Origin of the sequence: Longimicrobium sp. (assembly GCA_036377595.1) — a bacterium.
In the GTDB taxonomy this organism is placed as follows: Bacteria; Gemmatimonadota; Gemmatimonadetes; order Longimicrobiales; family Longimicrobiaceae; genus Longimicrobium.
The window spans coordinates 43,643-56,201 of record DASUYB010000040.1 but is presented as its reverse complement, the minus strand read 5'-3'; the positions used below and the strand labels follow the sequence as shown (position 1 = coordinate 56,201).

Genomic DNA, 12,559 nt, shown 5'->3' with positions numbered 1-12,559 from the left:
AGATCCAGTTTGATATGAAGGGTTGATAAAACCCCGAAGCAAGAGGAAGCTCGAGTCAGGCGGTTCGCGAACGGTATTCCGGATTCGGTGGTGCGCCGTGCAAAGGCGGCGCGTTCTAGCAGGTGAAAGTCCTGCCGGAGGAGTTGACGGTACACCTCCGTAGCTACGGGCGCATTGCAGAGGATCGCGATGAAGCCGCCCGGACAACTGTCTTCCTTGGGAAGGCTGGCGAGCGTGCGGGCCCAACGAGAGTGAACCCTGAGCAGGCCTCGAAACGATGGATGTGAGTGCCGACCCGCCTACCAATCGGGGAAGGCCGCCGCGCCCGGATCTTCAACCGTCGCAGACCGGGCGACTCGCCGGGGTAATGGGGAGGGCACGCAAGCACAGAGCGCGCACGCAACACGGGAGGCCCGCGCCGGAGTGGAGGTCGCTGCTCCGCAACGCTCGGAAAGCGAGCGGCCGGTGCGGGCGTCGGAGGGGCTCATAGTACCGGGGAAGCCGGGTAATGCCGGTGGAGGGAAGGGGCCCTGCTTCTGGGACGCTTCGGAAGAAGGCGAGAAGAGGAGATTGGCGTGAGCCTGCAAACTCCAGAGAAGATTCGGACCCTTCAGAACAAGCTCTACCTCAAGGCCAAGGGGGAGCCTGCCTATCCTTCTACCTGCTCTACGACAAGGTCTGGAGAGCGGACATCCTGTTGCACGCCTATGGGCTGTGCCGTGCGAACGGCGGGGCTGCGGGAGTGGACGGGGTGACGTTCACCGACATTGACGAATCAGGGTTGGAGGCGTGGCTGGCCGCTCTGGCGGCAGACCTTCGAGAGGAGAAGTACAGGCCCGAGGCGGTGCGTCGGGTGAGGATCCCCAAGCCGGACGGCGGGGAGCGGCTGCTCGGAATCCCGACGGTTCGGGACCGGGTGGTGCAGCAAGCCGCCAAGCTGGTTCTGGAGCCGATCTTCGAGGCGGACTTCGAGCCGAATGCCTATGGCTACCGGCCGAAGCGTGGGGCGCTGGATGCAGTGCAGGAGGTGCATCGGGCGATCCAGCACGGGGAAGTACACGTGGTGGATGCGGACCTGTCGAAGTACTTCGACACGATCCCGCACCGCGAGCTGATGCAGTCGGTCGCGCGGCGAGTCAGCGACGGCAAGATGCTGCGTCTGATCAAGATGTGGCTGAAGGCCCCGGCTGAGGAGACGGATGACCGGGGGCACACGCTGAGAACGGGAGGCGAAGGCTCGCGGGAGGGCACCCCGCAGGGTGGGGTGATCTCGCCGCTGCTGGCCAACGTCTACATCCACCGCCTGCTGAAGGCGTGGAAGAAGTTCGGACTGGAGCGGCACCTGCGGGCGCGGATCATCAACTACGCCGACGATCTGGTCATCCTGTGCCGCGACCGCTTCGACGCCGAAACGGCGCTGAAGTCGCTGCGGTGGATCGTCGAACGCATTGGGCTGAGGCTGAACGAGCAGAAGACGCACCTCCGGTACGCCCGGGAAGAGAGCTTCGACTTTCTGGGCTATACCTTCGGGCCGATGGTGTCCGGAGGACCGGTGGAACGTATCTGGGAGTGACGCCCTCGAAGAAGCGGGTGAAGCGCTTCAAGCAGTCGCTGCGCACCGTGCTGCGACCGGGGAACCAGGGCCGCTCAGGGGAGGTCGTGGCCGAGGTGAACCGGAGACTGGTAGGCTGGGCGAACTACTTCAGCGTAGGGACGCTCGGCGACGTCTACCGGTCCTTGGACGAATACTCCTGCATGCTGCTGCGGAGGTTTCTGGTGCGACGCCACAAGGTCCCCGGGCGGGGGACCCGACGCTTTGGGAATCAGTGGCTCCGGTCGAGTCTCGGCCTGGTGCAACTGTACAAGCGTCGGCAGGTGGTGCCCTCGCATGCCTTGACGTGAACCCAGTCGGAGAGCCGGATGCGGGAAATCCGCACGTCCGGTTCGATGAGCGGGCTGGGGAAACCGGGCATTCACGCCACGGCGCCCCAGCTCGACTCTACTAAATCCTCCGTTTCCTCCGTTCCCTCCGTGTGAGTCATTCTGTTGGTCTGATTGCACAATTAATCCGCAGATTCCGGTATCACGCAGAGCAGCGGAGGCAGCAGAGGTGAGTTCTCTGCTGCCTCCGCGGTTCTGCGTGAGCCAGATCTTTTTCCGGATCGCCCGGTCATCCCGCCGGGGCCGGCTCCGTCGCCGGCGCCGCCATCGGCCCGGACGGCGCGTCGTCGGGCGCAGGCTCGCCGGCCAGCACCCCGGCCGCCGCGGCGTCCAGGGCGCGGTCGCCCTCGCGCCACCGTTCCCGGCGCGCGTGGAGCCGGCGGGCGGCGGCCGACCACTCGCGCCGCAGCTCGGCAACGGCGCGGCGCAGCGCGACCTTGGCCGGCCCTCCGCCGTGCGCCGCCGCCGCCGCGACCGCGGCGGGGTCCAGGCCGGCCGCGTCCGCGTCGATCCCCAGCTCGCGGAAGAGGGCGCCGGCCGCGTCCGCCAGCGGCTCTCCGCGCGCGGCCGCCTCCGTCACCCGCTCGCCCACGCGGTGGTGCGCCCGGCGGAACGACATCCCCGTCTCCAGCACCAGCCGGTTGGCCAGCTCGGTGGCGGCGGTGAACCCCTCGTCCGCCCGCCGGCGCATCCGCTCCGGCCGCGGCTCGGCGCCGGCAACGACGAGGCGGGAGAGGACCACCGCCTCCGTCACCCCCTCCAGCGCGCCCCAGAGCGGCCGCACCCCCTCGGTGCCGACGGCCACCGAGTTGCTGAACGGCGTGGCGTGCATCGCCACGGCGGCCGCGGTGAAGGCCCCCAGCGGCGCCCCGGCCCGCCCCTGCACGTGCTCCAGGAGGAAGGCGTTGCGCTTCTGCGGCAGCATCGAGCTGGAGCCGACCAGGGTGTCGGGGAAGGAGACCAGGCCGAACTCCGCCGTGCTCCAGAGCTGCAGGTCGGTCGCCAGCCGGCTGAGCGTGACGCCCAGGACCGACGCGGCCGAGAGGAGGCGGAGAACCAGGTCGCGCGAGGCCACCGCGTCGATCGAGTGCAGCACGCCCTCGGCGAAGCCGAGGAGCGCCGCCGTCCGCTCCGCGTCGATCGGCACCGTGGTTCCCCCCGCCGCGCCGGCGCCCAGCGGACAGCGGTCGAGGCCGGCGGCCGCGGCCGCGGCCTCGATCCCGTGCAGGTCGCGCAAGAGCGCCAGGGCCACGCCGGCCAGGTAGTGCCCGAAGGTGACCGGGAGCGCCGCCTGGTAGTGCGTGTAGACCGGCATCGTGGTGGCGGCATGGCGCTCGGCGCGGCGGACCAGGACGGCCAGCAGGCGGAGCACCTCGCCGAGGAGGCGGCCGTACGGCTCCCGCAGCCGGAGCCGGAGGACGGTGGCGTTGATGTCGTTGCGCGAGCGGGCCAGGTGCACCGCGCCGCCGGTCTCCTCGCCCAGCGTCTCGACCAGCCAGCTTTCGTAGAGGAGGTACAGCCCGCGCGGCGCCGCGCGCCCCTTCAGCGGCGCGTAGTCTTCCACAACGAGCCGGTCCATCGCGGCCAGGAGCCGCCGCCCGCGCCCGGGGGCAAGGATCCCGCGCTCCACCAGCATCGTCAGGTGCGCCCGGTCGATGCGGACGTAGAACGGGAGCTCGTCGCGGATCGCCGGGCCGGCGTCGTCGCCGAAGACGATCTTTCGCGCGCGCGGGTCCAGCGCCCGGCGGATCCGCCCGGTGTCCTCGCTCACGCCGCCGCCTCTCCCGCGCCCACCAGGGGCGCGGTGGAGTCGGCCGCGGGAGCGGGGGCGTCGACCCGGATGCGGACGATGTCGCGGGCGCGCTCCGCGGCGCGTGACGCCGAGCGGGCCTCCGGGGCGCAGGCGACCACGTGGCCGATGCGGTCGCGGAAGTCGCCGTGGACGGACAGCGCGTCGCCGGCGTGGCGGTACGCGCGCACCTCCACCACGTCGGGGCGGCTGAGCGCGTCCGACATCCCCTCGATCGCCGCCAGCCGCCCCGCGCCGGGCGCGAAGAGGAAGCGGATGGAGGCGTGCCGCCGGTGCGCCCGGACCAGCCCCGGCTTCCGCCCCACCACCAGGCGCAGCGTCTCGCGGATCAGGTCGATCCCCTCGGCGTGGCGCACCAGCTCGGGGATGAAGCCGCCGGCCAGCCGCGGGTTGACCTCCATCGGCACGGCGCGCCCCTCGCGGTCGATCCGCAGCTCCCAGTGGAGCGGGCCCCACCCCAGGCCCAGGAGCGCCGTCCCGCGCATCACCGAGTCGACCAGCGCCGATGCGGCCTCCCCGGGGACGTCGGCCGGGTAGTCGTGCCCCGCCTCGACGAAGAAGGGCGGATCTCCCAGGTGCTTGCGGGTGATCCCCACCACCCGCCCGGAGAAGACCTCGACGGAGAACTCGTCGCCGGCCACGAGCGACTCCACCAGGACGCGGGGATCCTCGCCGTCCCGGGCGAAGAGCGCCGCCGCGTGGGCCCGGACCTCGGCCTCGTCGGCGCAGGCGCGCACGCCCACGCTCCCGCTCCCGTCCACCGGCTTGACCACCACGGGAAAGCCGATCGCGCGCGCGGCGGCCACGGCCTCGGGCGCCGAGGAGACGGCGCGGAAGGCGGGGACCGGGATCCCGCCGGCGGCCAGCACCTGGCGCTGCCGCGACTTGTCGCGCGCGGCGCGAACGGACTCCGCGCTCGGGCCGGGAAGGCCGAAGCGCGCCGCCAGTGCCGCCGCGGTGGCGACGAAGTACTCGGAGCTGGAGGTGATCCCGGCCACCCCGGCGGCTCCGCCCCAGCGCGCGGCGACCAGCGCGTGCAGCTCGTCCTCGTCGACGCGCGGGACCACGACCACCTCCGGCGCGCCCTCCTCGGCGAGGTAGGCGTACTTCCCGGGCCGGGCGGTGATCAGCACCGGGAGGAAGCCCATGCTCCGGGCGGTGCGCGCGAAGAGCCGCCCCGTTCCGCTGGTGTTGCTCTCGACGAAGAGCAGCGCCTTTCCGGCGGGGGCCGTGCTCACGCCGGCACCAGCCTCAGGTTGGCGCCGGGCTGGTCCATCACCTCGGCGTACGAGCGGCGGCCCCAGCGGAAGAACGCCCACGGGTCGTGGCCGTCGTGGGGGTGCTCCCACTCCACGGGCCCCCGCGGGAGCACGTCGAGGCGCGCCCCCTTCGCCTCCAGCCAGGCGTCGTCGTAGACGGTGTCCTGGTAGCGGTACCCCTCGTCGGGAAAGATCACGGCGCCCAGCCGGTCGGGGTTCTCGCGCGCCCACCACTCGGCCACCAGGTACGCCGCGCCGCTGGTGGGGCCCATGAAGAGCGCGTGCTCGCGGTGGAGCTGGCGCGTGGCGCGGAAGGCCTCGGCCGCGCCCACCCAGTGCACCAGGTCGAACGCCGAGTGGTCCACGTTCGGCGGCATCAGCGAGTTCCCCAGCCCGCGCAGCAGCCGCCCGCTTCCGGCGTCGGACTGGCCGAAGATCACGCTGCGGTGCGTGTCCACGCCGATCGCCGTCAGCTCGGGGCAGATCAGCCGCAGGTACGACGAGATCCCGCACACGCTCCCGCCCGACCCCACGGTGCCGATCAGGCAGTCGATGGCGCCCGCCGCGTGGGCCAGCTGCTCGGCGCAGGGGGCGTAGCTCTCCGGGTTGTGCGGATTGCTGTACTGGCGGGGGCAGAAGCTCCCCGGGTGCTCGGCCAGCACCTGCTCGAGCACCGCGAGCCGCGCCTGCTGGAAGCCGCCGGTGGGCCCCGGCTCGCGCACGATGTGCACCGTGGCGCCCAGGTCTTCCAGCCGCCGCTCGAGCGGGGCGTCGATGGCCGGGTCGCTCACCAGCGTCAGCGGGTGGCCGCCGAGCCGCGCCACCATCGCCAGCGCCAGCCCGAAGGTGCCGGAGGTGGTCTCGGCGATGAGGCCGCCCGGCCGCAGCTCGCCCTCCTCCAGCGCCTTGCGCACGATGAAGCGCGCCGGGAGCAGCTTCATCAGGGGGAAGGCCAATCCGATCAGGTTGGGGCGGAGCCGGACCAGGCGGGGAAGCGCGAGCGCGTCCACGAAGTTGGCGTGGATCAGGGGACCGCTCACGCGGCAACCTCCGGGTGCGAGGCGAGCTCGGTGGAGAACTCCCAACTCGAGGACAGGCCCAGCCGGCGCAGGCCGGCGCGCGCGAGCTCGATCCGCCCGGCGGCCCCGGGCCCGGGCTCGAAGAGGAAGCCGGCCACGGTGCCGCTGTGCGCCACCTGCACCCCCAGCGCGCCCGCCTCCTTCGCCAGGCGGAGGAGCTCGGGCATGTGCCGCTTGGGGCGGTGGCGCTGCATGATCAGGGTGCTGCCGGTGGCCACGCGCCCCAGCAGCCCGGGGTCCTGCTCCTCCACCGCGCGGCGCAGCAGCCCCAGGACCGCGCGGTAGGCCTCGATCTCCCACGCCGAGTAGGGGACGGGCGGAAGGGTCAGCGTGGCCACGCCGCGCTCGCCCTCGGTGTTGAAGCCCAGCACCCGCACCGCGGGGAGGGGCCCGCCCAGGTCCAGCAGGACGCGGCCGCGGCGCTGCGCGAAGAGCACCGCGCGGCCGGGGCCGAACATCAGCGAGTCCGACGCGGTCTCGGCGGCCACGGCCAGCCCCGCGATCCACGCCGGCTCCAGCACCGCGCCGAAGGCGTCGGTGACCGCGCGGATGGTGGCCAGCACGTCGGTGGTCGACGAGCCGCACCCCCACTGGACGGGGACGTTGCTCTCGATCCGGATCGCCCCGCCCCACCCGGTGCGCCCCAGCGCGTCCAGCGTGAGCCGGGCGGCGGCCTTCGCCCGCGAGCGGTCGCCCGGCTCCACCGTGAGCGGCCCCGAGGGCAGGGGACGGAAGCGGCCGGCGGTGCGGAACAGGGTGCACGGGAGGGTGACCAGCCCGTGCTCCACCGTCCCGTCGCTCGAGTAGAACATCCCCTGCACGATCTCGCCGTGGTGCGCGTGGATCTCGCCGTGCCCCACGCGGAACTCGCTCGCGGGCGGCAGGATGCGCACGGCGGCCACGGCCGGCGCGGCGTGCGCGGGGGCGTCGCGGGTGTCCAGGAGGAATCCGGGCTGCATGGCCGGGCTCAGGAGGGGGAGGAGATCTCGGCGTCCACGACGCCCGCGCCGCACCACTCCAGCACCGCCATGGCGCTCCACATCTTGTGCTGGGCCTGCACCCAGGCCAGGCTCTGCGGCCCGTCGAGCACCTCGTCGTCCACGTCTTCGCCGCGCACGGCGGGAAGGTCGTGAAGGAACACCGTCCCCCGCGGCTTCGACACCCGCTCCATCAGCGCCCGGGTGACGGCGAACGGCCGGAAGAGGGTCGTCCACTCGGGGTCCGGCTTTTCCACCCCCATCTCCTGCCAGCGGCTGGTGTACACCGCGTCCACCCCGCGCGGGAGGGAACCGGCGTCGTGTGTCTCCTCCACCGTGGCGCCGGACTCGGCGGCCTGCGCCCGCGCGATAGCCAGCTTCCGCGGGTCGAGGCCGTACCCCTCGGGCGTGGCCAGGGTGAGCCGCGTCCCGCGGATGCGGCTCAGCGCCAGCGCCAGCGCGGCGGCGGTCTTGTTCCCCTCGCCGCAGTAGAGCAGGTCGAGCCCCTCCAGCCGCCCGAAGTGCTCCAGCAGGGTGGCCAGGTCGGCGAGCGCCTGCGTGGGGTGCTCGTCCGAGGAGAGCGCGTTGACCACCGACATCCCCGGGTGCGCGGCGAAGGTCTTCATCTCGTCCACGCTCTCGTTGGTGCGCATCACCAGCACGTCCAGGTACCCGGCGAAGGTGCGGGCGGTGTCTTCCAGCGTCTCGCCCGTGTTGGTCTGCAGGTCGCCCGGGCCGAAGGTGGCCACGGTGGCCCCCAGCCGACCGGCGCCCACCACGAAGGAGGTGCGGGTGCGGGTGGACGTCTTGCGGAAGTAGACGCCCACCGTGCGGCCGCGCAGCGTGTCGGGGGCGGTCGGGGCGTGCTTGATCCGCACGGCGCGCCGGGCCAGGTAGTGCACCTCCCCGGGCGACAGGTCGAGGATGGAGAGGACGTGCCGGGTCCGCGCCGCGTCCGGGCGAAGGGCGATGTCGGGGATCCGGAGGAGACCGGGTGCGGGCTCGGCGTGCAGCGTCATTGCGTGCGATCCGTTGGGTGGCGGGGGGAAGTCGGGCAGCACCTTCTCGGGATGCTCATCTCCGGCGCCGGCGGCCGCGCGAGCGCCGCGGCGTCCGGCCGGACGGCGACCCGGCTCCGGGCCGGGGCGCTGGCCGTTCCGCTCTCGATGGGGAAGCCGTTTGTCTCCCTCCGGCGAGACCGTACGCGCGGTGGCGCGTAACGTTCGACGCGGCAAGGGGGTGACGTTGCCTGTCGCCTGGAAAAACTAATCATTTCTCGCCGAAAAACGCAACGGCTTTGCGGCTGCGGCTCGACGAGAGTCGAGACGCCAACCGTTTCGGCGGGTGGCGGAGCCGGTGCGGCCCCCCGGCCGCGCCGCCCCTCCCCGGCGCTCGCCACACGGGGCGAGGCCGAGGGATGAGCGACCGAGACCTCCCCGAGATCCTCGCCGCCGCGGGGATCGCCCACCGCGCCGAGGCCCGTATCACCCGCTCGGTACGCAAGGCGCGCTTCCCATACTTACGCACCATCGAGGAATTCGAATTCACCTTCCTGACCACAGTCAGGCTCCAGATGCGCGGTACCCTCCCCGGCCCCCGGGCCGGTGGCCGAGGGCCGCTCCGCGATCTTCTCCGGTCCGCCCGGACGCGGCAAAGACGCTGCTGCTGGACTGGGCGACGTCGAACGCGGCGAGCGCCGACGCCCGGCCGCCGGTCGTCCCTTGTAACGCACGGAGGGAGCGGCGCGCCGCTCCCTCGTCTTGTTCTCCACCGTTGAGAAGGCGTCCGCCCTCTACAGACCGAGGAGCTTCCTTCTCATGCAGCCGGTGTAGGCGGTGAAGCACTCGGTCTCCTGCAGCCGGGCGGCGGCGCTGCAGGCCAGGTAGCACGTAGTTCCCCCGTTCGTCCTATCGCAGTCCTTGTAGCACTGCTGCTCTTCGGCATCGGCGGCGGCGGTGCAGTCCTCGTACGCCTTCCAGCACTCGCGGCAGGTGCCCGAGGCGAGCGTGGCCTGCAGGGTGTAGCCCCCCGGCGAGAGCCCCGTGATCCCGGCGTCGAAGCTGTACGAGCCCGCCCGCACGTCGGCGGGTGCGATCTGCCGGGTCAGCACCGTCCCCGGCGCGTCGCGGAAGCGCACCGTCTGCGGGGAGAGGTTCGTCAGCTCCACGCGGAAGCTGTCCCTCCCCAGCTCCAGGTTCTCGAGCCCGCTCACCACCACGTGGACGTCCTCGTTCTCCCCGCGCAGCAGGGTCGTCTTCGCCGCGGTGAGGGCGACGCTCGTCACCTGCAGCGGGAACTCCTCGCGGACGCCGCGTTCCTCGACCGCCAGCGTGGTGCGGCCGGACGGAGCGTCCTGGGGGACCTCGTAGAACAGCGCGCGGGGCGATTCCGCGATCAGCTGGGTTGGCCTCCCGCCGACGCTCACCCGCGTGTTCGCCACGTCGCCGTCGAAGTTGCCGGTGACGGTCGCCGGTCGGCCCGGCTGCCCGTAGTACATCGGCGCGAAGTTCCCCGGACGTGGCGTCGCGGGCGGGGTGAGGCTCGCTCGGCTGATCGCCCCGCGCGAAGGCTGGCCGGGCGGTACCAGCGACGGACTCACCGGCACGGAGGTCTCGCCGATCGCGCGTCCCGAGCCGTCCTTCAGGAGCAGCGCGAACGCCGCCGCGCCTGCGGGGACGGCGAACGCGAAGACGCGGTCGCGCACGGCGCTCCTTCGGCCCTGCACCTCGACGACGGCGCCCTGCAGCGTCGCGCTCGGCCGCCGCCCGGCCTCTTCGGGAACCACCACCGTTCCCGAGATCTGGTCGCCGGGACGGATGTCGGCCGGCAGGTTCAGCTCCACCACCTCGCCGCTGAGGGTTCCCACCCTCGTGGTGCGCAGCTGCTCCTGGGCGGCCAGCGCGGACGGCGCCGCCGCCGCGGCCAGCAGCGCCTGGAACCCGACGGCCAGGCGAATTGCCGTATGTCTATGATGAGATTGCATTTCGTCCTCCTTCCTCTGGGTGGACTGCGATCCGCGAAGCTGGCGCCGGCAGCCGCGGAGGACTGCAGGGTGCTGCCGGGCGCATGCGCGTGCGGAGGGGAGGAGAGCGGGCGCGGTCGGGCGCGAAGCGAGGCCGCGGGGACGCGGCTGCGCCGGGGGTGGCGCGCTTCGAGCCGGACAGCCGGGGAGGCATGGCCGCGCTGCGATCTGGAGGGGTTGCGCGGAAGCGGTCGCGCGGACGGGCGACCGAGCGTAGCCCTGGGCAGGTCTACGCGGTTGCACGATGGTTCGCGCCAGCGACGAAGTCAACGAAGTCTTGCGTTTTCGAGGCTTGGGAACGGGGGGTGACTGCATGGCGAACCGAACCGGAGCGGGAATCCGCCCGGGTACGCCGGTCGTTTTCTTCCCGGGGTTGGCCGGTGTTTCGGGAATGGAGGGGAGGCGGAAAGAGGGGAGTGAGGGGATGGGGGCGCTGCGGACCCGGTGTTTTCCTTCGACGTGCTGGACGGCAATCCAGACGTCGAGAACCCGGTCGTCGAGAAGCGCCTTCCGCTCGCCGGGAGTTGCCACGCCTCATGCGGTCGCGAGATTGCGCGTCTCGTCGGGGATCGAAGCGGCTGGCGCGAAGCGACTCCGGGTCGCGCCACGGGACGGGCCCGGACACCGTCGTGTTCTACCGCATATCGCTGGAAGGCGGACCCGTACGGCACGTTGCATTCGAGCCCCGGGTGAGGAGCGATCGCTGACCGCTCGGCCGAGGCACCACGCGAGGCAGGACTCGTCATGGCAACCCGTCCCGGGCCCTGCAAGAGCTCGCGGACGTGCGCCGGGCTCGCTCGGTCGCCCCGGCGTGAAGCCGCCAGAGCTCTACCTCTATCTGACGATTTTCCCTTGCGCGACAAAGGCGCCGGGGGTTATCATCGCGACCCACTGCTACGGTCTTCCGTATCACTTTCGATGGGGAAGGAGCACGTCGTGTCCACGCTGAGCATCGTCACCAGCCTCTCCCTGCCGCCGCTGGACATCAACAACATCAGCAAGGCAAGCTTCACCATCCCCGCGAACGTGCAGGCGTTCTCGTTCCACGTGTGGTACGACGTCAGCCGCTTTCCCGGTGGTGGCTACCTGCAGCTGCAGCTCCGGGGGCCCAACAACGCGCGCGTGCCCACCGACGGGCAGCCGTACCTGTACGACGACATGAAGATGTACGCCGGGGGGCTGAGCCAGGGGTACGTGGCCGCCACCGTTCCGGCGAACACCGCGCTCGCGGCCAACGTGAGCGGCACCTGGGAGGCGCGCGTCAACTTCAGCAACGTGGGAGCCGCGGGCCTTGCGCCGGCGGACTGCACGGTGCGGATCTGCCAGCGCGCCGAAGACGCCATGACCGTACCGGGGGCGCACACCTACTCGGTGCCCGTCAACTTTTTCTACGTGGGGAGCAACTGGCGCGGGCGCTACACCACGCTCCTGCGCGACGCGATCGCGTACCTGGGCACCTCGGTGTTCCAGCAGGCGCAGCTGCAGATCGTCGCCTCGTCGGTGCACTACCTCCCGGGGCAGACCCTCACCTCCGACCTGTACAGCGCGGCCACCTCGGCGCTGGTCAGCGCCAACGCCTCGGCCGGCGCGATCAACGTGTTCGTGGTGGAGCAGATCGACATCAGGGTGCCGGGCGCGCAGGGGTTCTCGATGCTCCCCGGGCCCCAGGGATTCATGTCGCCCTACACCTGCGTGTTCGTGAACGTGCGCAACCCCGACGGCCCCGACGGCGACGCGGTGCGGCTGGGCCGGCGCATCGCGCACGAGGTGGGGCACTACCTGGGGCTCACCCACCGCTCCGCGTGCCTCGACGCACCGTGCATCGTCTCGGGCGCCTGCACCCAGGCCGAGTGCGACGCGGCGCTCACGATCCCCCCGCCCGGCCAGCCCGAGCCTCCGCTCACCCGGCAGGTCAGCGGCAACCTGATGTTCACCCGGCTCCCCGGGAACGTGCTGAACGCCCAGCAGCGCTACCTCCTGCTGCAGGCGCCGATCGTGAACGTGGCCAGCCCGCAGGCGCCGCCCACGCCGGTCACCTCGCTGAAGGTGAAGATCAAGACCGGGAACAAGGTCTACTCGTGGTGGCGGGGCGACGGTGCGGGCACCGACGACAAGGTGTACTTCAGCATCGGCAAGGACGGCCGCATGCCCAGCCAGGAGGTGAGCAGCTTCTGGAACGACTTCGAGGCGAACTCCGACTGGGAATACACGCTGGACCCCCAGGGGCTCAACGTTGAAGACATCGCGAAGTTCACCATCAGCAAGAGCTACGACATCGACGCCCACTCCAACCTGTTCGGCGACGACGCGTGGCTGCTGGACGGCATCCGCATCACCGTGAACGGGCAGCAGGTCTACGACCGCCAGGGAATCAACACCTGGCTGGTGAGCGACGGCAGCCCTGCCGGGTCGTGGGGCGACAGCATCGCGCCGATCAACCCCCACTGAGCCGCCCGCCGGCACCCAGGCCA

Annotated in this window: 9 protein-coding genes; 3 read left to right on the top strand and 6 right to left on the bottom strand. The window is 71.8% G+C overall.

Going from position 1 to position 12,559, the window contains the following annotated elements; genetic code table 11:
* Window positions 1–508: 508 nt before the first annotated feature.
* Window positions 509–1,573 (top strand): group II intron reverse transcriptase/maturase, encoded by a 1,065-nt coding sequence (gene ltrA, locus VF092_06580; GenBank protein ID HEX6746946.1) that lies wholly within the window; start codon window positions 509–511, stop codon window positions 1,571–1,573.
* Between the two features lie 17 nt (window positions 1,574–1,590).
* Entirely contained in the window at window positions 1,591–1,902 is a 312-nt protein-coding gene (locus VF092_06575; GenBank protein ID HEX6746945.1) for a group II intron maturase-specific domain-containing protein, read from the top strand.
* Between the two features lie 268 nt (window positions 1,903–2,170).
* Here VF092_06575 and argH read toward each other — a convergent pair whose 3' ends face one another.
* From argH to VF092_06545, 6 genes are all read right to left on the bottom strand, one after another.
* Complete coding sequence (gene argH, locus VF092_06570) at window positions 2,171–3,712, bottom strand: argininosuccinate lyase (protein ID HEX6746944.1); 1,542 nt, start codon at window positions 3,710–3,712, stop codon at window positions 2,171–2,173.
* Window positions 3,709–4,989 carry an ATP-grasp domain-containing protein gene (locus VF092_06565; protein ID HEX6746943.1) on the bottom strand — a complete coding sequence of 427 codons (1,281 nt, stop codon included), beginning with the start codon at window positions 4,987–4,989 and terminating at the stop codon, window positions 3,709–3,711. Before VF092_06565 ends, argH begins: the two co-directional genes overlap by 4 nt.
* Entirely contained in the window at window positions 4,986–6,050 is a 1,065-nt protein-coding gene (locus VF092_06560) for a cysteine synthase family protein (GenBank protein HEX6746942.1), read from the bottom strand. Before VF092_06560 ends, VF092_06565 begins: the two co-directional genes overlap by 4 nt.
* Complete coding sequence (locus VF092_06555; GenBank protein ID HEX6746941.1) at window positions 6,047–7,048, bottom strand: hypothetical protein; 1,002 nt, start codon at window positions 7,046–7,048, stop codon at window positions 6,047–6,049. The genes VF092_06560 and VF092_06555 overlap by 4 nt, the downstream gene beginning before the upstream one ends.
* 8 nt (window positions 7,049–7,056) lie before the next feature.
* On the bottom strand, window positions 7,057–8,085 hold the full coding sequence (locus VF092_06550; GenBank protein HEX6746940.1) for a hypothetical protein: 1,029 nt from the start codon (window positions 8,083–8,085) through the stop codon (window positions 7,057–7,059).
* Between the two features lie 773 nt (window positions 8,086–8,858).
* Entirely contained in the window at window positions 8,859–10,049 is a 1,191-nt protein-coding gene (locus VF092_06545) for a hypothetical protein (protein ID HEX6746939.1), read from the bottom strand.
* 975 nt (window positions 10,050–11,024) lie between these two features.
* Here VF092_06545 and VF092_06540 point away from each other — a divergent pair.
* Window positions 11,025–12,536: a PLAT/LH2 domain-containing protein gene (locus VF092_06540; protein HEX6746938.1), complete on the top strand. Its 1,512-nt coding sequence runs from the start codon at window positions 11,025–11,027 to the stop codon at window positions 12,534–12,536.
* Window positions 12,537–12,559: the final 23 nt, after the last annotated feature.

Bases quoted from the DNA above. Each gene is read 5' to 3' on its own strand.
- VF092_06545 (HEX6746939.1), bottom strand. From the start codon at position 10,049: ATGCAATCTCATCATAGACATACGGCAATTCGCCTGGCCGTCGGGTTC.
- VF092_06550 (HEX6746940.1), bottom strand. From the start codon at position 8,085: ATGACGCTGCACGCCGAGCCCGCACCCGGTCTCCTCCGGATCCCCGAC.
- ltrA (HEX6746946.1), top strand. From the start codon at position 509: ATGCCGGTGGAGGGAAGGGGCCCTGCTTCTGGGACGCTTCGGAAGAAG.
- VF092_06555 (HEX6746941.1), bottom strand. From the start codon at position 7,048: ATGCAGCCCGGATTCCTCCTGGACACCCGCGACGCCCCCGCGCACGCC.